Below are 21,466 nucleotides of genomic sequence, written 5' to 3' on the forward strand. Positions count from 1 at the left end.
CCAGGCACCTTTCATCCGCGACGCGATGACCAGCCTGACCCGCCAGTTCGATGATCCCTCGGTGATGGAAATCATCGTGATCGATGACGGTTCCACCGACGGGACCGGGGAGCTGGCCGCCGCTTTTACCGGCCGGCTCCCCGGCCTCCAGATCCACCGCAACGAGACTGCGCAGGGTGTGGCATCTGCCCGCAACCGCGGCCTCGACCAGTCATCCGGCCGCTACCTCGCCTTTTTCGATCCGGATGATTGGTACGCTCCCGGGCATCTTGCGAAGATGACCGAGGAAATAGCCAACCTCGAGGTGGACTTCCTCCGCGTGGACCACATCCGCCACACAAACGGTAATCGTTCGGTGCGACGAGCCCCTCAAGCTCGGCGAGGCGTTGCACTCGACCCGCGCGAGAGCATCATGCCGGAAACGGCAGCCACCATGGTGGACTATCCGTACTCGTGGGCAGGCATCTTCAACCGCTCCCTAGCGGAGTCGGGGCTACTGCATTTTCCTGAGGGTCAACACACGGCCGAAGACCGCGCATGGATCTGGCGCCTGCATCTGGGCGCTGAATCCTATGCCGTGGTGGACGCCCCCGGAATCCTGTATCGCCGTGGCCTCTCCAGTTCCCTCACGCAAATCTACGACGAACGACAACTCGACTTCTTGACGGCTTTCCTCGACATCTTTGGACTGGTCGGCGAAGACGCCGAGGCTGCCAGGTTCTGGCCAAAGGCGGTGCGCCAGTTTTTCGCCATCGCCTGCCACCACCTGAAACGGGCGCCGGGGATGCAGTCATGGATTCGCGAGGATCTCACATTGGGAATTGAAGCGGCGATGCGACGTATTCCACCAAAAATCCTAGACGAAAGCCTGCTAACGCTGGATGCGGACCGACGCAAGATTCTGTCCAACCTCATGGAACGGAGCGCACTGTGAAACAGCTGATCGCAGCTTCGACGCTCTATCAGTGCATCTCTCTGGCCGCCATGATCGACGATGGGAGCCTGCCGCCAGCCGATGAGCGGATCTTGGTCCTTGCCGGATCGGCTCATCAACCCGAGCTCAACGAGCGTATCCAAGAGACCCCTGGATTTGAACGTATCGCAGCTAGGTTCGACCGCATTGTCGACCTCGGCGCGCTGCTGTGGCCGCGGAGACCGGGCCAGTTCAAGCCGCGCGAAGAAGAATTGGCTCTCTGGGAAACTCTGCTGAGATCACACTGGCAGCTGGGCTCGGGCCCGCTTCAGCTCATTGTGGAATCGATCCAAGTGGATCCTGCAATCGCCTTGTGTCGGATATTCGGTGACGCCACCGTCTGGGTGCACTCCGACGGACTGATGAGCTATGGACCCACGCGCAATGCGGTCTCACTCAGTGTCGCCCAGCGCCTCGACGGAATCATCTACGTAGATCTGGTTCCTGGCCTGCATCCTCAGCTACTTGCCGAACATCAGCCCACGATGGTGGCGGTTGAGCGGCCACGTTTGAAGGCTGTCATCGAGGATGTGGCCGCCGGAATCAGCGTGCCAGGGGAGTCCGGAGTTTCGCCCGACGGTACGGCCCTGATCCTTGGACAGTATCTGTCGGATCTGGGAATCCTGACAGTCGAAGAGGAAGATCTCCTGCACCGCACCATGCTGACGCAGGCTGCCAACCACGGTATCCGCCACTGCGTCTTCAAACCGCATCCGAGTGCCGGGCCGGCGGCCACGCAGCACATGCGGCAGACAGCCAAACGACTTGGGATCTCGATCTCCGTGCTGGAGAGTCCGGTTCTGGCAGAAGTGGTGATGGAGAAGGTGCAGCCGGACCTGGTCGTCAGTTGCTTCTCGACCGCCTTGATCACCGCGAAATACGTATACGGGATCGAGACGATGGCTATTGGGACGGAGATGCTGCTCGAACGTCTCACGCCCTACCAAAACAGCAACCGGATCCCGGTCACGATCGTCGATGCCATCATGGTCAAGGGCTTTGAACCACCGGGGGACAGACCGGGGAGTCAACCCGTCGAGCAGAGCTTGCAGGCGCTCGTCGAAGCCGTCGCCTATTGCATGCAGCCTCGCATACTGGCGTCCGCTCGTGCGTCGACCATATCGTTTCTTGAGGGCGCGGGCAGGGACAGCCTCCGCTATTTCAAACGACTTCGGCTGGCCAAGCTGGAGCTTCCAGCCGTTGAGTATCCGAAGGAACCTGCCTCTTTCAGAAGCCTTCGGGTGTCGGGGCGTGGAGCAGTAAAACGCTGGCTGCGTCCCCTGCGCAACCAGTCGGAACGGCGAGGAGCCTAGCGCGCGAACGTCCCATCCGCTTCAGAGCGGACCGCGATGCTCGCACATCTACTGGGTCTCCGGAATCCGGATCATGCCTTCCTGGGCGACGGTGGCGACCAGTTCGCCGTCGCGGTTGAAGATCTTGCCGACGGCGAGGCCGCGGGCGCCGGAGGCACTGGGGGAGGACTGGACGTAGAGCAGCCAATCATCCACCCGCACCGGCCGGTGCCACCACATGGCGTGGTCCAGGCTGGCCACGCTCATGTCGGGAGTCACCCAGCTGACGCCGTGCTGGCGGAGGATGGGTTCCAGTAGGGTGTAGTCGCTGCCGAAGGCAAGCGCGGCGCGGTGCAGGCCCTGGTCATCGGGGAGCGGGCCTTTGGTCTTCATCCAGACGGCGTTGACCGCCTGACGTTCGCCCTTGGCCTGGATGTAGAGGGGATCTTGGACGTGGCGGACGTCGAACGGCCGGTGGTGGACCATGTGCTGGGCAACCGGGTGATCCACCTTGCCCAACAGATCCGCGGTGCTGGGCAGGGATTCCGGATCAGGGATGCCCTCGGGGAAGGCCTCCTGATGTTCCAGTCCTTCGGCGGGGGTCTGGAACGAGGCAATCATCGACAGGATCGGCACGCCGTTTTGGTAGGCATGGGTGCGGCGGGCGGAGAAGGACCGTCCGTCACGCAGCCGTTCGACGCCGAAGGTGATCGGCAGGTCCGCGTCGCCGGCGCGTAGGAAGTACCCGTGCATGGAGTGGATCGGCCGGTCCGGTTCCACCGTCCGCAGGGCCGCGATGACCGACTGGGCCAGCACCTGGCCGCCGAAGACCCGCCCGCGCGGCTGCTTTTCGGAGACACCGACGAAGATTTCCTCGTTGGTGTTGGCGCCGTCGGCGTCGGAAAGGTCCAGCAGCTCCAGCAACACCGCCGTCGGATCGGCGTGTTCCTCAATGGCGGTCATCTGCTCTCCTTGCCGGTTACCCACGGGTACGAACATCTCCGACAGTAGTTCGCACCCGTCAACCACTCAACTCCGGCGCGGCTGCAACGCGCAGGAGCAGTCCCGCCCGTCCGGGTGGTTAGTGGTGGCAGCCGCGCTTTGAGAGGATTGCAGCATGCCTACTGTTCCGCCGAATGCCCCGCGTTTCCCCATCCAGCTACGGTTCAGCGACGTTGATTCCTATGGCCACGTAAACAATGTGACGTATCTGGAGTACCTGGAAACGGCGCGCGTGCTGCTGCACCAGCTGCGGCCGGAACTTCCGGCAGCTGCCGGTGGGCAATCGGGCGCGACCCTGCGTGAGCTGGGCGGCACCGAAAACCGCACGCTGGTGGGACGGCAGGAAATCGAGTACCGGGTTCCGCTAGACCTTCGGACTGAACCAGTGCATGTGCGCGTGTGGGTGACCCGGATCGGCAACTCCAGCTTCGACCTGGGCTACGCCGTCGTTGATGAGGACCAGACCGGTACCGTGCATGCGCTGGGCGCGTCGACGATGGTGCTGGCGGCTGCGGCAACGGGACGGCCGGTGCAGCTGCCCGACGGGTACCGCGCTGCCCTGCAGCTGTGGGCCGGGCCTCCGGTCCCGTTCCGCGACAACAGCCAGTCTGCCGGCGCCGGACAGGAAGTTGCCGAGTGACCGCCACCGGAGCGCCCGTTCTGCAACTAGCCGATGAACAGGTTGCGGCGGACTTGAAGACCTACGTCAGCCGGGCCCGCGCCGCGGGAGAGAGCTCGATCCACCTGCAGGCGTTTGGCAGCGTGCTGGCAGCCTACGTCTGTCTGATGCGGCCGCGGATTCTGGGCGAGTCGACGCCGACCATCCTGGGCCTGCGGGTCATGCCGCTGGCGGTGCCTGCCGGCGTGGAGGAGACCGTGCCGTTGGCTGCGGTCGGGGACCGGCTGGCCAGAATGGGGAATCAGGAAACCGGGCTGCCCGTTCCGCCCACCACGGTCAACGAGTCATGGACCGGGGTGCTGCCGCCGCGCTCCGGCTGGGAACACGTTGGCGCGCTGGAGTCCGCCGAACTGGAGGAAGCCGCCCGGGAAGGGATTCGGGAGGTCTCCGAAGCGCTGCCGGAGAGTCCGGGGCAGCTGATGGTCAACAATGCCCGCGGCACTGTCTGGAGCAGGCCGCTGCCAAGCACCGGCGGGCTGCCGGCCGACGTCGTCATTCCCTCCGGCGCGGCGTTTGCCGCACTGACGCTGGGCTTTTTAGACGGGAACCCGGCGGCGGTGTTCCGGAACGGCCGTTGGCTGCGGGTGAGCACCGGCCGCGGGCACGTGCTGGTACGCAGCGGCGCCTCGCTCTGAGCGGAACTGCTTAGGCGCTGTTGACCATCGAGTGGGCGGCGCGTTCGAAGTAGTCCCAAAGGGTCTGCTCGTGGAGCGGCGGCAGGTCCAGCGAATCGACCGCCCGGCGCATGTGCGTGAGCCAGCGGTCGCGCGCGTCGAAGTCCACCTTGAAGGGCTGGTGCCGCATCCGCAGCCGGGGGTGGCCGCGCTGTTCGCTGTAGGTGCCCGGGCCACCCCAGTACTGCTCGAGGAACATCCGCATCCGGTCCTTGGCCGGTCCCAGGTCCTCTTCGGGGTACATCTTGCGCAGCACGTCGTCTTCGGCGATGCCGTCGTAGAATACGTCCACCAGTTTCACGAAGGTCTCGTGGCCGCCGACGGCATTGTAGAAGTTGTCCGTGTACTCCGGCTGCTTGAACGCGTTCGCGGCGGCCGGGGCCGGCGTCAGGGTGGCCAGCGGTTGGCCAAAGCGGGACGGGATGGCCGCGCCTTCGGCCGGCTGTGCCGGGGCGGAGGGGGAGGCTGGCTGGGCGGGGTTCTGGGGTGTTTCGGTCATCGATGGTCTCTGTTCGCTGATGCTGTCAGCAACCATTGTCTCAGCCGGGCACAACCACCGGTTCGTGGAAGACGGGGAAGTTCACGCTGCGCGCAATGAAGCAGACCTTGTTGGCGTCCGCGTGCAGGCGCTGGGCGAGCTCGGACTGATCCGGATCGGCGATGGTGACGCGCGGCCTGAGCGTCACGGAGGTGAATTCGCCGCTGCCGTCCCGGTTGAGGCGCAAGGTGCCCTCGGCGTCGTCGTCATAAGCGGTGACGACGATGCCGTTCTTCACCGCGATGTGCAGGTAGGAAAGCATGTGGCACTGCGAGAGCGCGGTCAGCAGCAGCTGTTCCGGGTTCCATCGGTCCTTGTCGCCGTGGAAGGTTGGATCGGCGGTTCCGGCCAGCTCCGGCAGGCCCGCCGCGCGGACCACGTGGTCGCGCCCGTAGCCGCGGTAGCTGGCGGTGCCTTCGCCCCGGTTGCCGGTCCAGTGGAGCGAAACTGAGTAGTGGTGCTGCGAGAGATCCATGGGGCCATTAAACCCTGCTCCTCCGGGCCGACCCTGCCGCTCCTGGCGAGCCGCTGTCGCGCCGCGGGGTCAGCGGCGACCCGCCGTGCTTGCCGCGGGCTCAGTGGCAGGCGGTTATTTCATAAACTGCCGCGCTGCCGTGGGAAGCGATTTGTCGGAAGCCGTGAGAAAAGTCAATGTTCTTGAAACCGGGCCATTCTAGACTGCCGTTCAATTGGTGCGCCCGGATGGGTTGGTCGTCGTAGACGTGCGTGGCGCCCAGCCGGATCAGTGCCTCGCAGACTTCGGGGTCTTCGTGGATGTCGCGGAAGTGGTGCCGGAGAAAGTGCTTGTCGGCGCTCCCGGAAGTCATCACCATCTGGAAGTAGACAACTTGATGCCCTGTCAACGAATAGACGTACGGCAAACCGTTGAATGGATCCCCAATCACAATCGCGTCTTCGGGCAGCAATGGGCCGAAGGACCCGATGAAGTGTTGCTCATCGCCAACCAAGCCGCGCCCAGACGCGCCGGGCGTTGTTGAGTAGGAGGCGCCGGCCGCGGCCGCCCGGTACTCGTAACGGAACGAGGACGAGCCAATAAACGTGATCGCCAGGACGACTACGGAAACTGCGGCCGTCATCGGTTGTAGAAGCCGCCCGCGCCGTCTCAGCGGCCGGAAACTGCGGCGGGCCAGATGTAATACTGACTCCAGCGCGAAAGCGGCGAAGACGCAGCCGAAAATCAACGCCAGCGGCGCCAGCCTCGGCGCATCCTTGTACCAAAATCCACTGAGCCACCGGAAGGGACCCTCTGGCCCCGCCGCCAACACGAACAGAAGCACGGAAGCGGCCATCCCGCCCACGGCCGGCCTTGCCCTGGAATCGAAGAGGGCGAACGCCGTACCCGTAATCATCAGGATGCCGACCACCATCCCGTAACTGGCGGCGGCAGCGTCCTCATGATCGGGCGCGCGCGGCAAATCGAAGAGAACTACGTCAACGCGTCTTGCCACCCCGCAATGGCGCGGCGGGGATAGCTGATGACCCCGGCCAGAATGTCCGAATTGACCAGCACGATGGCTGCCAGCACGACGGCAGCGATCAGGCTGCCCGTCACGAGTACGCCTCGCCTCTGGTTTCTGACCCAGGAGCCGCGGCACCAGAGCACGCCGAACCTGATCATGTAGAGCCCGCCCAGGGCCAGCAGGGCAAACAATGCCGAAGGATGTATCCACACGGTGCCTGCCGTGACCAGCATGAGCGCGGCCAGCCTGGTTACGGTTCCCCGGCGATCGGCTGTGGTCCGGTGCGGCATATGGCGCCCCGGAAGCACGGCATCGGCAGTCCACCTGATCCTGCTGCGGAACTGCATCTCGATTCCCAACGCCAAGACCGCTGGTAGCAGAGCGGTGGCGAACGAGTTCGGCCATTGACCGCTGCGTCCCATCTGGATGAAGGGAAAGGCTAGGAGCGAGGCTGCAATGATCGGCGTCACGATCCACACAACTGGTCTGTTCGGGACCAGCGCCCTGGCGAGGAGACACATCGAAGTGGGCCAGACCAGACTGCCGATCACGAGGACGGAGAGATTGCCGGACACCACCACACTCCCGGGTACCAGCGAGACCATGGCGTGCCAGCCGGACGGATAGAACGACGGCGGTGCACCTCCAAAGATCGGCCAAATGCTCCAGCGGCTTGCTTGTCCGTTCTCCTTGATCCACTGCAGGACGTTGACGTGATAGGTCGGGTCCCAGGCCTGTGCCACACGATCCAACTCGCCCATGGAACCGAACTGAACGGCACCGATGATGGTGGCCGCGGCAACCAAAGAACCTGCGACCAGCAGTTTGAGGAGTCCTGAAACCGGTGGCTTCGGAGGATCATTTGGCGCTGCGATCAGGCGACCCAGAAGAATGCAGATGGAAATGCAGAGAGCAGCCGAAATTGCCGAAGAAATCCAATTCCACCGCAGACCGGATACAAGGCAGAACATGGTGCCCGCCGCGGCGAAGGCCGCACCTGCTGCCGGCGCCAGGACGGCAGCCGGGAGCGAAGGCAACCGCAGCCCCCTGAGCCCCAAATATCCCGGCAGATAGAAAACAACCAGCAGGGCCAAGAGTTGGCCACCTATGAGAAGGACGTTCATACCCTGTCGGGGTTCTTCCCTCCGGCTTCCACAAGGCCTTGGGCCGGGGCATGGAGAAGGGGATTCATGGGCTCCTTACTGACAGGGTGGATTCGCGCTGCGGCGGTCTCGAGCGGTTCCGGCCGCCCCTGTGTCAGCGGGCGGCGGGCCAAAAAGCCAGTATAGGCAGCACACGGGTCAGGACCAGCGGAAGCTGCGCGGCCGGGCACGTAAAGGGCGGCACCCCTCACCTCAGCAATGCGCTCAGCGGCAGGCGGTGATTTCGTAGAGCGCGGCGCTGCCGTGGGAGGCGATGAGGCGGAAGCCGTGCGAGAAGTCAATGTTGTGGAAGCCCGGCCACTGGTGCTTGGCGCTGTGCTGGTAGCCGCGGATCGGCTGGTCGTCGTAGAGGTAGGTGGCGCCTGTGCTTCGGAGCGCCGGGCAGACCCGGGGATCGGACTCGATGTTGCGGAAATGCTGGCGCAGGTAGTCCTTGTCTTTGCTGCCCGCGCTGCTGACGTTCTGGAAGTAGACGGTTTGGTGGCCGGTGAGGGAGTAGATGTACGGCAGGCCGTTGAACGGGTCGCCAATGACGATGGCGTCAGCGGGCAGCAGCGGCCCGAGCGAGCGGATGAAGTCCTGCTCGTCGCCCATCAGCGCCCGGCCGTCACGATGCTCGGTGATGCCGTAGCGGATGGAGGCCGTGTCAACGCGCACGTCGTGCCGGAAGGCGCCAGTGGTCACGAAGACCGCGGCCAGGAGGGCGAAGGCCAGCCCGGCGGCCGCCAGTTGCTGGCCGTCGGCTCGGTCGTGGGCATCTGGGCGAGCGTTGGTGGAGTCCCGGGCGTTGGCGCGGGCGCTGGCGCGAGCGTCGGTGCCGGCGTCGGTTCGGGCGCGCTGCGGACGGATGAGCCGCACCAGCAGCGCGCACAACTGATCCAGCGCCAGCGCGGCGAAGACCACTCCGAAGATGTGGACCAGCGGCGCGATCCGCGGCGGGTCGGTGTACCAGAAGCCGGTTAGCCACCGGAACGGATGGTCTTCCGGCCCTGCCGCCAAGATGAACAGCACGACGGCGGCCGCCATCCCGGCGACCGCTGGCCACGTTCTGGTGCTGAAGCAGGCCAGCAACGTGCCGCAGACCATCAGGACGCCCACGGCGACGCCGTAGCTTCCCGGGACGGCATCGGCGCTGTCCGGTTGGCGAGGCAGGTCAAAGACCAACCACACCAGGGCGTCCTCCCAACCCGCCGTCCTGCCGCGCGGATAGGACATTACGCCGGCCAGCATCTGGGACTGGGTCAGCAGGACGACGACGGCGGCGGTGGCGGCCGCGAGCAGGCTGATGACCGCAACGAACTGCCCGCGGTGGCTGTGCCACAGGCGGACCAGGCCGAGGACTGTGATGCGGATGAGATAGACGCCGCCGAGTACCAGCAGGCTGGCAAGGGCCGAGGGATGGATCCAGACGGCTCCGAAGGTGACCACCGCGAGTGCGGCGAGGTCCGCCGTCGTCCTTCTCCGAGTGGCCCGCGTCTGGGAACTTCCTACAGCGACGGCGACGGTGCCGGCATCGTACCGAGGTCCGGGGGCGGCCCTGACGCCGGGTGGGGTGCCCGAGGCAGGGTCGACGTCGGATAGCGGACCGGGAGCGGGGGCAGGGTCGGAATCAGAGGCGGGGCGGCGGCTGGTGGCAGGGGCGGCATCCACGTCGGGGCGGGTGCCGGGGGCAGGGTCGGCGCCAGTGGTGGGATCGGCGGCAGAGATGCGCCCGACCGGAGCTGCAGCGCCGGGCAACCGGTACTGCAACTCGATGCCGAGGGCGAGGATGGCCGGCAAGAGAGCTGCCGCGAAGCCGTTGGGCCATTGGCCGGCGCGGAACATCTGGACGAAGGGGAACGCCAGCATGGAGGACGCGATCAGCGGTGTCAGCACCCAGACCAGCGGGCGTGCCGGGAACAAGGAGCGGGCGAGCAGCGCGAGCGAGGCCGGCCACACCAGGCAGCCGATGACCAGACAGGACAGATTCCCCGCGGTCACCACGTCGCCCGGCACCAAGGACACCATGGCGTGCCAGCCTGCGGGATAGAACGACGGCGGTGCGCCTCCGAAGATCGGCCAGATGCTCCACGGGCTGGCCTGGCCGTTCTGCTTGATCCATTGCAGGACGTTGACGTGGTAGGTCGGATCCCAGGCCTGCGACACGCGGTCGATGGACCCCATGGCCTGGAACATCACCGAGCCCAGGATCAGTGCAGTGATCGCCAGCGATCCCGCCATCATCCACTGGACGGAGCGCCGTACTGCCACGACGGGGGCTTCGGGTGGGTTGATGGCTCGGCCGGCCAACCAGCAGAGGCCAATGTCCAGCGCGGCCAGCACCGCGGCTGACAGCAGATTCCAGCGCACACCGGTGAGCAGGCAGATCATTGTTCCGACCGCGGCCAAGGCGGTGCCGGCCGCCGGGGCAAGAACCAGGGCGCGGACCGCGGGCTGCCGCAACGCGCGGAGCGCCAGGAACCCGGGCAGGTAGAAAACGGCCAGCATGACCGCCAGTTGTCCGGCAACCGTCAGCGGGCCCATGCCGGCTTCAGCCTCCAGCGTTCACCGACCGGCGCTGGCCGAACGTCCCTTGCCGCACCGGAAATCCGGCGTTGGAGGGACTGGCGGCTGGACATCTGGCTCCTTCCCATCCGCGCTGTTGAGGCATTCTAGTTCCGCCGGTGGGAGGTGCAGTACCTCTCGGCGGATCGTTCAACGAACGGTAGGGGCGGCAGGCCGAAACGCAGCTGCCCGCTGGAACTGATGTTCCAGCGGGCAGCGGCTTTGTTACGGGTAAGTGTCCGCGGGCCGGTCTCCACGCGGCCGCGAGCGGCCCTGGTCGACCACCGGGACCGGACGCGCCACCGCTAAGCCGCGTGCGGTCCCGGGGCTGGCGGAGTTACCGGTCGGCGGCTTGGGCTTTGAGGGCGCGGACTACGCCGTCGCGATTCTCCAGCACCAGGCGGCGCAGCGCGGGGGAGCGGTCCGCCAGCTTCTCCAGCCAGGCATCCGTGGCGTCCACGGTGGCTTGGGTGGTCAGCTGCGACGGGTAGAGTCCCACCACGATCTGCTGCGAGAGCTCGTGCGTGCGCGTGTTCCAGATGTCCTCGATGGCGTCGAAGTACTGCGACGCGAAGGGCTCCAGCAGGGCGGTGTCGTGTACGCGGGTGAAGCCGGCGATGACCGACTGCTGGGTGGCGTTGGGCAGGTCACCCTTGACCACCACGGCGTCCCACGCCGCCGCCTTGGCTTCGGCGGTGGGGATGGCCGCCTGGGCCAGCGCCGCGGCACGCTGGCCGGTGGCGGTGTGGTCGCGCTCCAGTTCGGCGTCGATCTCGGCCTGGCCAAAGCGTCCGCCGGCCACCAGCGAGGTGAGCAGTTCCCAACGCAGGTCCGCGTCCACGGTCAGCCCGTCCAGCGTGCGCCCGCCGTCCAGCAGCGCGGCGACGGTGTCCAGCTGCTCTTCGGTCTGCGCGTGCACGGCGAAGGCCTTGGCGAACTGCAGCTGCGAGTCGGACCCGGCGGATGCGTTTCCGGCCAGCTCCCAGAGCCGGTCCGCCGCGGCGATGGTCAGCCGCTTGCGGTCGTCCGGGTTCACATAGAAGGCCAGCGTGGTGGCCAGCTGGCGCAGCAGCACCAGCACCACTGAGGAGTCGGTCTCGTAGGCGATGTTGTTCAGCACCAGCTCCACGTACTCGCGGGCCGGGGTCTCGCCGTCGCGGGTGGCGTCCCAGGCCGAGGCCAGCACCAGGGTGCGCGGCAGCGACGCGGTGAAGTCCTTCAGGTGGGCCTTGGAGGTGGCCAGCGAGGCTTCGTCCAAACGGATCTTGGCGTAGGCCAGGTCGTCGTCGTTGAGCAGCACCAGGGCGGGACGGGCCAGCCCGGCCAGCTGCGGCACCTCGGTGCGCTCGCCGTCCACGTCCAGTTCCTCGCGGTGCGTACGCACCAGCTTGCCCGTCTCATCCAGGTTGTAGAAGCCGACGGCGAGGCGGTGCGGCCGGATGGTCGGGTAGCCCTCCGGCGCAGACTGCAGGATCGCGAACGAGGTGATGGCACCGCCGTCGTCGGTTGAAATCTCCGCGCGGAGGGTGTTCACGCCGGCGGTTTCCAGCCACTTGGCGGACCAGTCCTTCAGGTCACGGCCGCTGGAGGCCTCCAGTTCGCCGAGCAGGTCGGCCAGCTCGGTATTGGCCCAGGCATGCTTGTCGAAGTACTCGCGCACGCCGGCCATGAACTCTTCCTGGCCCACCCAAGCCACCAGCTGGCGCAGCACCGAGGCGCCCTTGGCATAGGTGATGCCGTCGAAGTTGACCTGCACGTCCTCCAGGTCCTTGATCTCCGCGGTGATCGGGTGCGTGGAGGGCAGCTGGTCCTGCCGGTAGGCCCAGGACTTCTCCATGGACGCGAACGTGGTCCACGCGTTCGTGTACTCGGTGGCCTCGGCCGCGGCCAGCGTGGACATGAACTCGGCGAAGGACTCGTTCAGCCACAGGTCGTTCCACCAGCGCATGGTGACCAGGTCGCCGAACCACATGTGCGCCAGCTCGTGCAGCACCGTGATGGCCCGGCGCTCCACCATGGCGTCGGTGGGGCGGGAGCGGAACACGTAGTTTTCCAGGAACGTGACTGCGCCGGCATTCTCCATCGCTCCGGCGTTGAACTCCGGGACGAACAGCTGGTCGTACTTGGCGAACGGGTACGGGGTGCCGAACTGCTTCTCATAGAACTCGAAGCCCTGCCGGGTGAGCGTGAAGATGTTCTCGGCGTCCATGTACTGCATCAGCGACTTGCGGGCGAAGACGCCCAGCGGGATGGTGCGGCCGTCGGAGCTGGTCAGCTCGCTGCGCACGGACTGGTACGGGCCGGCGATCAGCGCGGTGATGTAGGAGGAGATCCGCGGGGTGGGCTGGAACGCCCAGGTGGCGGCAGCCCCGCCGTCGTCCGTGGAACCGACGTGCTGCGGCGTGGGTGTGGGGGAGTTGGAGATGACGTCCCAGTGCGACGGCGCGGTGACGGTGAAGCGGAAGGCCGCCTTCAGGTCCGGCTGCTCGAACACGGCGAACATGCGGCGCGAGTCGGGGACCTCGAACTGGCTGTACAGGTAGACCTCGTTGTCCACCGGGTCCACGAAGCGGTGCAGGCCTTCGCCGGTATTCATGTAGAGCGCGTCCGCGTCGATCACCAGCACGTTGTGCTCGGCCAGGTCGGGCAGCTGGATGCGCACGCCGTCGGACACCTCGGCCGGGTCCAGTTCCGTGCCGTTGAGCGTGACCGAGTGGACGGTGTCCGTGACGGCGTCGATGAAGGTGGAGCCGCCCGCGACGGCGGTAAAGGTGACCACGGTGCGCGAGCCGAAAACCTTGGCGCCGCGGGTGAGGTCCAGCGTGACGTCGTACGACTCGACGTTGAGCAGTTCGGCGCGGGCCCGCGCTTCGTCACGGGTGAGATTCAAACCTGGCAAGATCGCCTCCAGAAGTACGGGTGTCCTTGGGAAGGACTGGTCGGAAGTGCCGGGAATCTGAAAGAACCCTTGCACAATGTGGTCATTCTCTCACCGCCACGGGCGGCGGCGCAGCAGTTGTGGGAAAAAGGCGAATAGTTTCGGTTCTGTGTCCTCTCGGACGTGCTCTGTGTCCCTGCGGACCGTTTGTTTCAGCCGGTCAGTGCTTTGGTCCAGCCGGTGACATAGCTGGTCTCATCGAACCGCTTCAGGGTTTCGCGGCTTGCCTGCGCCATCCGCGAGCGCAGCTCCGGGTCCCGCATCAGCGCCAGAATGCCCTCGGCCAGCGCCTGCCGGTCGCCGAACGGCACCAGGAAACCGTTCCTGCCGTGGCGGATCACGTCCCGCGGACCGTAGTTGGCGTCGTAGGCGGCGACCGGGACGCCGAAGGACATGCTCTCCAGCAGGATCAGCGGGAACCCTTCGGAGGCCGATGTCAGCAGAGTGGCGCAGGCGGTGGCGTAAAGATCGGCTGGGTTGTTGGTGAAGGGCGGGAAGTCGACGGCGGTGCCGAGGCCCAGTTCGTCGACGAGCGCACGGATGGTGTTTTCTTCTTCGTCCCCGTAGCCGAAGCCGAAAAGCTCCAGCCTGGCCTGCGGGTTGACGGCCCGCACCAGGGCGAAGACCTGGATAGCTTCGTCCACGCGCTTCTTGGGGTGCAGCCGGGCCACCATCACCAGCCGGTTGGGGTCGGCGGCGGGGCTGCTGGCCGCAGGCTGTTCCGGCGGAGCCAATTGCCCGATGGTGTGCAGTCGGTCGGCATGGCCAAACTCCTTGGCGATGTCCTCGCGCTGCGCGTCGGTGTGTAGGACGAGTCCGTCCCACAGATCCAGGTGCTCCAGCAGCCTGCGCCAGTTGCGGCTGACGCCCGAGCCCACCACGTACGGCGGTTCCAGATGGTTGCTGTGCACGGCCGCGATGCGCCGCAGGTTGGGGTGCCGGACACTGCTCACGACGTCGTCCAGTGTCTGGCCGGGCAGGTTGTTCAGGTTCTCGCGGAATTCGGACGTGAGCACCGGAGCGTCCTCGTCCGCCAGCAGCTGCTCGAACGCATGCCGGTAAAGCTCGGCCGGATCCGCAAAGCTGAGGGCGTCGCCGTCGTCGTGCGGCACGCCGTCGAACAGGTAGCTGCGTCCCCACCGGGGCGAGCCGGGATGCTGCGTGATGGTCAGGAAGCAATTGCCGTTGCGGCCGATCAGATGCCGGGCGGTGGGGGTCTTGGACGCTTCCAGGAAATGCTGCACCAGCGCCAGCCGACCCTGTTGGTCCATGTCCTCCCGGGTCAGCCGGGCGCGGTTCGGTGCCAGCTTTTCGACGGCGGCGAGCACGCCGTCGGGCTGGAACCGCACGTAATAGTCCTGGACCCCGTCGCGGAAGTATCCGAAAGCCAGGCCGGAGGTGCCGAGCGGGACCACGTCGTAGTCGCCCCCGGGCGGCGGCTGGACCGGCTCGCGGGTGTCGGGCTCGGGGCTCGGATCCAGCCCGTACAGGACGCTGCGGACCTTGACATCAGGATGCAGATGGCCGTCCGCTTTGAGCTCTGCGGCCTCGCTGGCCAGCCGGTACTGAAGGCCCAGCACCTCGATCCAGATCTGGTCTGCTGCGCCGTGCCTGGCCAGCGTGTTGGCCCGGGTGCGCACCGCCTTGACCAGGCCCCCGCGTTTGAGGGCCAAGGTGTTGACCGGGAAGTGGATAGTGCGCGTCACGCTCGCATCCTGTCGAGACGGTTGCCGCTATTGTGGCGGGTCAGCCCGGCGTGAGTAAAGAGGGCGGACGACGGCGGAAGCAGGGAATTTAGCCCGTCGACGCTCCTCTTACGCACGAGCACGGCCTGTGTTCCTCGTCTGCGGATGCTCAGGATTGGCTCAATCCCTTGTGCTTCAGGCGGCAGGGCTGACAAAGTAGTTTGCAGTACAAAGTGGTTTTGGTAACGGAGGAACTTCGATGGGCAGCAACGGCCGGCGTCCGGACGGCATGGATCCTCGGGCAAACGGGGAGCCAGCGAACGGGGAGCCCGCAGACAGGGAGCCCGCAAACAGGGAGCCTGCGAACGGGGAGCCCGCAAACAGGGAGCCTGCTGCGGACCGGGAGGAGCGCGACGGCGAGGATGCCCTCGGGGCCGGCGAGGACCTGCCGGGCGATCCGGCGGAGATGTTGGCGCTGATCCGGTCCCAGCAGGACACGGTGCGCAAGGGCACCGAGCCCAGCGGTCCGCTGCTCTTCGGCGCCTGGGGTGTGGCCTGGCTGGCGGGTTACCTGGTGCTCTACGTGAGCGGGACCCAAGAACGCGGCCTGCCGGCAGGTTGGGCGTTCGCCGTGTTCGGGCTGCTGCTGGTCTCGGCGATGGTCTTCACCGGCGTCCACATCGGCCGCCGGGCAGTCGGCGTCCGCGGCGCTTCGGCGGCGGTCGGGGCGATGTACGGCTGGTCCTGGGCGGTATGCTTCGCCGTCGTCTTCCTGATTCTGAGCGGTGTGGCGAGGGCCGGTGCCAGCGACGAAGTCATGCAGATCCTCTCCAACTCCCTGTCCTGTCTGGTGGTGGCCGCGCTTTACATGGCCGGCGGGGCGCTGTGGCGCGAGTGGCGGATGTTCGCCCTGGGCGTGTGGATCGCGCTGGTGGCTGGAGGCGCAGCACTGTTGGGGCCGCCGTCGTCCTATCTGCTGATGGCCGTGGCTGGCGGTGGCGGTTTCCTGCTCGGCGCCGCCGCCGGTCTGGTCGTTGACCGACGGCGCTCGCGGGCCGCCGCGGAAACCGCCACGGTGGCAGCGCCGTGAGCGAGCCGGAACTGGATCCTGTGATCCACGCGCAGGCCAGGCTGAAGGTGGTGGCCACTCTGGCGTCGCTGGGTGCCGGCGACCGGATCTCCTTCCCCAAGCTGCAGAAATTGCTGGACATGACTGCCGGAAACCTCTCTACCCACCTGCGCAAGCTCGAAGAGGCCGAGTACGTGTCCGTGGAGAAGACCTTTGAGGGCCGCAGCCCGGCCACTTTTATCGCGTTGACGTCCCGCGGCCGCTACGCGTTCGAGAGCTATACCGCCGCGCTGAAATCGCTCTTGAAAGGAGCACAGTAATGGAGCCACTGATCAGTGTCCGCTCCGTGACCCGACGCTTCGGGGACGTGGTGGCGCTCGACGATGTGAGCCTGGAAGTGGGCGCGGGGGAGATGGTGGGCCTGCTCGGACCGAATGGGGCGGGCAAAACCACGCTGTTGTCCCTGGTGAACGGGCAGCGCAAACCGGATGCCGGCGTCGTCCGCCTCTTCGGCGCCGACCCGCGCAAGCCCGCCGCCCGCGCCATGCTGGGCACGACCCCGCAGGAAACGGGGCTGCCGCCCACGCTCAAGGTGGGCGAGGTGGTGGACTTTGTCGCCGGACACTATGCGGACCCGATGCCGCGGGGCGAACTGCTGGAGCGCTTCGACCTGGCCGGGCTGGCGGGCCGGCAGACCGGCGGCCTCTCCGGCGGGCAAAAGCGCAGGCTGGCGGTGGCGCTGTCCTTGGTGGGCCGGCCGCGGCTGGTGCTGCTGGATGAGCCGACCACCGGACTGGACGTGGAGGGCCGCCGTGCCCTGTGGCAGGCGCTGCGCGATTACCATGCCGACGGCGCCACGATCGTGCTGACCAGCCACTACCTGGAGGAAGTGGAGGCGCTGGCCCAGCGGGTAGTGGTGATCGGCGGCGGCCGGGTGCTGGCCGACGATGCGCTGCCCGCCGTGTTGGACCGGGTCAGCGTGCGCCGCGTGGCCCTGACGGCGCAGGTGCCGGCGTCGGAACTGCTCCGGCTGCCCGGGGTAGTGGATATTGGCGACGGTCCGGCAGACACAAGCCGTGAGGCCGTGACTGGTTCTGCCGACGCCGTTGCCGCCGCTGCAACCGTTGCCGACACTCTGCCGGCGGGGAGCCGGTACAGCCTGCTGGTTTCGGACTCGGACGCCTTCGTCCGCGCTCTGGTGGCGTCCGGTCTGCCGTTCTCTGGCCTAGAGGTCCGGGGCGCCTCGCTGGAGGAAGCCTTCCTGACCCTGACACACCACCACACGACGACCCGCGACGCCGCTCCTGAACCGGCGTTCGCCGCATCGGCCGGGGACTCCGAATCCCACGGAGAGGGGAAATGACCGTGAGCACAACAACGACGGCGGGGCCCGCCTCCGCTGCGCAGGGCGCGGCGGGCACGGCACGGCTGGTGCTGCTGCACACCAAGTTCCAGTTCCTGGAGACGGTCCGGATCCCGATTGCCGTGATTGGCAATCTGCTCTTCCCCACGCTAGCCGTGTTTTTCTTCGTGGTGCCGCAGCCGGCAGCCCAGGAAATCCCGGCCGTGGCCACTGCGATGGTCGGTCAGTTGGCCATGTTCGCGGTGATGTCCACGTTCCTGTTCAGCTTCGGCACCGGCGTGGCGGAGGACAGGGCGCAGCCGTTCGAACCCTATGTCCGGACGCTGCCGGCGGGTGCCGGTCCGCGGATGGCCGGACGGCTGATCAACGGCTGCATCTTCGCGCTCATGGCGCTGGTGCCGCTGGTGCTGGTCGGCTGGTTCCTGACGGCGGCCGAGGTGACCGTTCCGGTGCTGTTGCTCGCCGCGGCGCTGATCCTGGTGATCGGCGCTCCGTTCCTGATGCTGGGCCTGGCGATCGGCTACTCGCTCTCGGCCAAGGCCGCGCTGGCCGTGGTTCAGGTGGTCCTGTTCCCGCTGGCCTTCGCGGGCGGACTGTTCATGCCGGCGGAGCTGTTTCCGGAATGGCTGGACAGGTTCAGCCAGTTCCTGCCCAGCCGCGCCGGCCGCGAGCTGTTGATCCAGGTACTCACCGGATCGGAGGCCTACCCGTTGGCGCTGCCCGTGCTGCTGGCCTGGGGCGCCCTCTTCACCGCGCTGGCGGTGATGGCCTACCGCAAGGACCAAGGCCGCCGGTTCCACTAGGTGGTGATTCGCGGGGCCCGTCGCAAGTCGCGGGGCCCGCCGCGAGTCGCGGGCCCCGCCGCCGTCGTCATCACGCTTCACCCATCATCCGCCGACTATTCAGCTGGCGTCCTTTTCAGCCGCCATCAGGGCGCCTGCTGAATAGTGCTTTCGTCGGTGAGCGGAGCGGCCATGGGAACGGCGAGTGGAGTGTCGCCGTTAGAGGCGGAGCAATACGCACAGTGACAGGGGAGCGATGAACCGGGGAGACCAGAAGCTGGGCCTGTGGCTAGGCCTGGGCACGGCCGGTTTCTACGCCGCGGCCAACATCGCCGGGTCACTGCTGTTCCGAGACAGGCTTCCTGATCCGCTCGGCATTCATTGGGGACCCGCCGGCGTTGTGGACGGCACCGGAAGCTTTTGGCTGCATGTGATCCCCGGATCGCTCGCCCTCCTGCTGGTAACTGGCCTGTTGGCCGGCATAGCGGTGGCGAGCGGGATGCAGGCACCTGGAAGCCGCTGGATGTTGGCCGGCGGCATCGGACTGGGTGGATTGCTGACGTCGATGCTGCTCGCAGGCCTGGTAGACCAGATGGACCGAGCCCACGCCATGGGTGCCCCGATGCATTTGCCGACCTTGGCCACCGGTGCGGTGGCAGGGGTCCTGTGGGCCTGGGCCTGCGGTTGGCTCTACGGGCCGCCGGGCCCGGACGCTGCTGCGGCTGTTGCCCCGAGGCTGGCGACCGATCGCGGCGGTGACGCTGTCGCCGCCGCCTCCGGCCTCACGATGACGGTCACGATCAGGGCCGGCCGGGCCTTCAGCCTGCTGCTGTTGGTCCCATTGGCGCTACTGGCTGTGGTTGCCGTAGCGGCGCCTCCGCACGTGCTACTGATTCTGATCCCGGCAGCATTACTTGTCTTCGGAGCGTTCGTCGTATGCCTACGGGGCCGTGTAGTGGTGGACCCGAGCGGCATTCGGGTTTACGGCGGCGGTTTCTGGCGAATGCTGGCCACGCGTCCCGCCGAGGTGCGTTCAGTGGAGGTCCGAGATATCAATGCGATGGAGTACGGCGGCTGGGGCTACCGGGTCAGCGGCCATGGTGTCGGCTTCATCACCGGCAGCGGCCCGGCGCTGATAGTCCGGCGCAAGATCGGCATGGACATCATTTACAGCGTCGACACTGTGGAGCACGCAGAGCAGCTCGCCGGGCTGCTGGGTGGCTACGCCAGACTGGAAGCCTCCGGCGGGACAGGCCCGCGTCGGTGAACTCCGGAAGCTGGCGCTGACGTTGCTGCACGGGCCGGTGCGCGCCGGGAGCAGTCGTCCCGACGGCAACAGGGCCGTGGCCTCGAAGGGTGCGGGAGATCGGGGAAACGCAGCGGATGCTGGGTAGATGTTCTCAGCCCCAGGAGGAAACCCCGCCAAGGCGAGCACCGGCGTCGTAAATCCGCCGCAAATCAGGATCGGCGCGCCCCTCCAGTAGGCTGGAAGCCGCCAATCTCCCTCCCCGCACGCCACAGAAGGACCGTACATGCGCGTTCACATTGCCACCGACCACGCCGGCCTGGACCTCAGCCACCACCTGATCGAGCACCTGACCGGCCAGGGCCACGAGGTCATCGACCACGGTCCCACCGCGTACGACGCCGAAGACGATTACCCCTCGTTCTGCATCAACGCAGCGCTCGCCGTGGTGGCGGACCAGTCCGCGGGCGTAGAGGCGCTGGGCATCGTGTTGGGCGGCTCCGGGAACGGCGAGCAGATCGCGGCGAACAAGGTCAAGGGCATCCGCGCCGCGCTGGCCTGGAACCTTGACACCGCCAAGCTGGCCCGCGAGCACAACGACGCGAACGTTGTGGCCGTCGGCGGCCGCATGCACAGCGTGGAGGACGCCACCGCCATCATCGAGGCGTTCCTGGCCGAGCCGTTCTCCAACGCCGAACGCCATGCCCGCCGGATCGGCAAGATCGCCTCCTACGAAACCACCGGCGAGGTCCCGGCCTAACCATGCCCGAAGGCCATTCGGTCCACCGCCTGGCCCGCCAGTTCCAGGATGTTTTCGCCGGGGCTCGGCTTGCCGTCTCCAGCCCGCAGGGCCGCTTCGCCAGCGGCGCCGCCCGGCTGGACGGGGCCACGCTGCTGGCCGCCCGCGCGCACGGCAAGCAGTTGTTCCTGGACTTCGACAACGGCCTGGTCCTCCGGGTCCACCTGGGCCTGTACGGTGCGTGGAGTTTCGGCGGCGATGAGACCTTCCGCGGCGCCTCCAGCATCGGCGCGCCACGCCGGGTGGGGGAGCGGGAAACGTACGACGACGGTGCTCCCGTTGCGTACGACGGCCCGCCGGAGCCGGTGGGCCAGGTACGCGTTCGGCTGGTATCCGACCACGGCTGGGCGGACCTCCGCGGCCCCACCGCCTGCGAAGTGATCACGCCCGCGGAGGCGTCCGCCGTCGCCGGCAAACTGGGGCCCGACCCGCTGCAGGGTGAATCCAGCCCGCTTCAGAACGGCGTTGATGCGCTGCAGGCTGGCGCCGATTCGTTGCACGCCGGAGCCGGCCGTGCCGCCGAGTTTGTTCGCCGGCTGACCGCCAAGCGGACCGCGGTGGGGCAACTGCTGATGGACCAGAACGTGGTGGCCGGCGTGGGCAACATCTACCGGGCCGAGACGCTGTTCCGCCGTGGCCTGAGTCCTTGGCTGCCCGGCAAGCAGGTCTCCCCGGAGGAGGCCGGGCTGTTGTGGGCGGACATCGTGGACGTGATGGGCGACGGCGTCCGCGACGGCAAGATCATCACCACCCGGCCCGAACACCGAGACACCGACCCTGCCGGACGCCTGCTGCCGGTGTGGCCGGACAACGCGTATTACGTGTACCAGCGGCAAGGCATGGCGTGCCGGGTCTGCGGCAACCCCGTGGCTCTGACCGACATGGCCGCCCGCAAGCTCTACTGGTGCCCCACCTGCCAGCCGGCCTGACCGGTCGGTTCGCGCGGGAAGTAGCGGGCCGGCCGGGCTAGCTGGCGGGTCGCAGGGACGCCCACTCGCCGCCCATGCCCACGCGGCCCACTCAGCCGGTGCACCCAAGCTGCCCACCCCGAATTTCCGCGAGGGCAGGGTTTAGCTGCGAGGACAGGGGATATACGGTAACTGTCAACCTGTTTGAGATTTTTTAGGCAGCTTGTTGTGGGGCGTCGAGCTCGGTCAGCGGCCCGGTTTGCGGGTGGGGTTTGTTGATCCAGGTCTGGGTTTGGACGGTGGTGGCTTTTGGTGGCCGGCGGTAGCGTT

The 21,466-nt window shown here is 66.9% G+C and carries 19 protein-coding genes; 11 read left to right on the forward strand and 8 right to left on the reverse strand.

From position 1 onward, the window contains the following. A partial coding sequence (locus E4J89_RS18925; RefSeq protein ID WP_136787764.1) for a glycosyltransferase family 2 protein occupies nucleotides 1-934 on the forward strand: 934 nt, incomplete at its 5' end. Then, complete coding sequence (locus E4J89_RS18930) at nucleotides 931-2,286, forward strand: polysialyltransferase family glycosyltransferase (RefSeq protein ID WP_136787765.1); 1,356 nt, start codon at nucleotides 931-933, stop codon at nucleotides 2,284-2,286. The genes E4J89_RS18925 and E4J89_RS18930, both read left to right, overlap by 4 nt. Before the next feature lie 48 nt (nucleotides 2,287-2,334). Here the strand turns inward: E4J89_RS18930 and E4J89_RS18935 are convergent, their stop codons facing one another. Beyond that, nucleotides 2,335-3,228: an acyl-CoA thioesterase II gene (locus E4J89_RS18935; RefSeq protein ID WP_136787766.1), complete on the reverse strand. Its 894-nt coding sequence runs from the start codon at nucleotides 3,226-3,228 to the stop codon at nucleotides 2,335-2,337. 154 nt (nucleotides 3,229-3,382) lie between these two features. Between E4J89_RS18935 and E4J89_RS18940 the strand changes: the two genes are divergently transcribed. Both E4J89_RS18940 and E4J89_RS18945 read left to right on the forward strand, forming a co-directional pair. Beyond that, a complete protein-coding gene (locus E4J89_RS18940; protein WP_136787767.1) occupies nucleotides 3,383-3,907 on the forward strand; it encodes a thioesterase family protein in 525 nt (174 codons plus the stop codon). Further along, on the forward strand, nucleotides 3,904-4,581 hold the full coding sequence (locus tag E4J89_RS18945) for a hypothetical protein (protein ID WP_136787768.1): 678 nt from the start codon (nucleotides 3,904-3,906) through the stop codon (nucleotides 4,579-4,581). Before E4J89_RS18940 ends, E4J89_RS18945 begins: the two co-directional genes overlap by 4 nt. Nucleotides 4,582-4,591: 10 nt before the next feature. Here the strand turns inward: E4J89_RS18945 and E4J89_RS18950 are convergent, their stop codons facing one another. From E4J89_RS18950 to E4J89_RS18980, 7 genes are all read right to left on the reverse strand, one after another. Beyond that, nucleotides 4,592-5,119, reverse strand: coding sequence for a globin (locus tag E4J89_RS18950; RefSeq protein ID WP_136787769.1), 528 nt, complete (start codon nucleotides 5,117-5,119; stop codon nucleotides 4,592-4,594). A gap of 40 nt (nucleotides 5,120-5,159) precedes the next feature. Further along, nucleotides 5,160-5,633, reverse strand: a complete 474-nt coding sequence (locus E4J89_RS18955; protein WP_136787770.1) for an OsmC family protein — start codon at nucleotides 5,631-5,633, stop codon at nucleotides 5,160-5,162. 100 nt (nucleotides 5,634-5,733) lie between these two features. After that, complete coding sequence (locus E4J89_RS18960) at nucleotides 5,734-6,546, reverse strand: DUF6541 family protein (protein WP_136787771.1); 813 nt, start codon at nucleotides 6,544-6,546, stop codon at nucleotides 5,734-5,736. Nucleotides 6,547-6,605: 59 nt separating this feature from the next. Continuing rightward, the gene (locus E4J89_RS18965; RefSeq protein WP_136787772.1) at nucleotides 6,606-7,763 is read right to left on the reverse strand and encodes a DUF6541 family protein; all 1,158 of its coding nucleotides are present in this window, start codon (nucleotides 7,761-7,763) and stop codon (nucleotides 6,606-6,608) included. A gap of 243 nt (nucleotides 7,764-8,006) precedes the next feature. Next, on the reverse strand, nucleotides 8,007-10,325 hold the full coding sequence (locus E4J89_RS18970) for a DUF6541 family protein (protein ID WP_136787773.1): 2,319 nt from the start codon (nucleotides 10,323-10,325) through the stop codon (nucleotides 8,007-8,009). Nucleotides 10,326-10,683: 358 nt separating this feature from the next. After that, nucleotides 10,684-13,236, reverse strand: coding sequence for an aminopeptidase N (gene pepN, locus E4J89_RS18975; protein WP_136787774.1), 2,553 nt, complete (start codon nucleotides 13,234-13,236; stop codon nucleotides 10,684-10,686). A gap of 200 nt (nucleotides 13,237-13,436) precedes the next feature. Beyond that, the gene (locus tag E4J89_RS18980; protein WP_136787775.1) at nucleotides 13,437-14,990 is read right to left on the reverse strand and encodes a glycosyltransferase; all 1,554 of its coding nucleotides are present in this window, start codon (nucleotides 14,988-14,990) and stop codon (nucleotides 13,437-13,439) included. A gap of 238 nt (nucleotides 14,991-15,228) precedes the next feature. On the opposite strand from E4J89_RS18980, the gene E4J89_RS18985 reads away from it, so the two are divergent. The 7 genes from E4J89_RS18985 to E4J89_RS19015 all read left to right on the forward strand — a co-directional run bounded on the left by E4J89_RS18985 (nucleotide 15,229) and on the right by E4J89_RS19015 (nucleotide 21,157). Then, nucleotides 15,229-16,059, forward strand: coding sequence for a hypothetical protein (locus E4J89_RS18985; protein WP_136787776.1), 831 nt, complete (start codon nucleotides 15,229-15,231; stop codon nucleotides 16,057-16,059). Beyond that, nucleotides 16,056-16,358, forward strand: a complete 303-nt coding sequence (locus E4J89_RS18990; protein WP_136787777.1) for a transcriptional regulator — start codon at nucleotides 16,056-16,058, stop codon at nucleotides 16,356-16,358. Before E4J89_RS18985 ends, E4J89_RS18990 begins: the two co-directional genes overlap by 4 nt. After that, complete coding sequence (locus E4J89_RS18995; protein WP_136787778.1) at nucleotides 16,358-17,401, forward strand: ABC transporter ATP-binding protein; 1,044 nt, start codon at nucleotides 16,358-16,360, stop codon at nucleotides 17,399-17,401. Before E4J89_RS18990 ends, E4J89_RS18995 begins: the two co-directional genes overlap by 1 nt. A gap of 2 nt (nucleotides 17,402-17,403) precedes the next feature. Further along, on the forward strand, nucleotides 17,404-18,204 hold the full coding sequence (locus tag E4J89_RS19000; RefSeq protein ID WP_240691994.1) for an ABC transporter permease: 801 nt from the start codon (nucleotides 17,404-17,406) through the stop codon (nucleotides 18,202-18,204). 235 nt (nucleotides 18,205-18,439) lie between these two features. Next, entirely contained in the window at nucleotides 18,440-19,450 is a 1,011-nt protein-coding gene (locus E4J89_RS19005) for a DUF1648 domain-containing protein (RefSeq protein WP_136787780.1), read from the forward strand. A gap of 265 nt (nucleotides 19,451-19,715) precedes the next feature. Continuing rightward, the gene (locus tag E4J89_RS19010) at nucleotides 19,716-20,189 is read left to right on the forward strand and encodes a ribose-5-phosphate isomerase (RefSeq protein ID WP_136787781.1); all 474 of its coding nucleotides are present in this window, start codon (nucleotides 19,716-19,718) and stop codon (nucleotides 20,187-20,189) included. A 2-nt stretch (nucleotides 20,190-20,191) separates the two neighbouring features. Beyond that, entirely contained in the window at nucleotides 20,192-21,157 is a 966-nt protein-coding gene (locus E4J89_RS19015; protein WP_136787782.1) for a DNA glycosylase, read from the forward strand. Nucleotides 21,158-21,466: the final 309 nt, after the last annotated feature.

It is taken from the genome of Arthrobacter sp. CAU 1506, from assembly GCF_005047635.1.
Classification (GTDB): Bacteria; Actinomycetota; Actinomycetes; order Actinomycetales; family Micrococcaceae; genus Crystallibacter.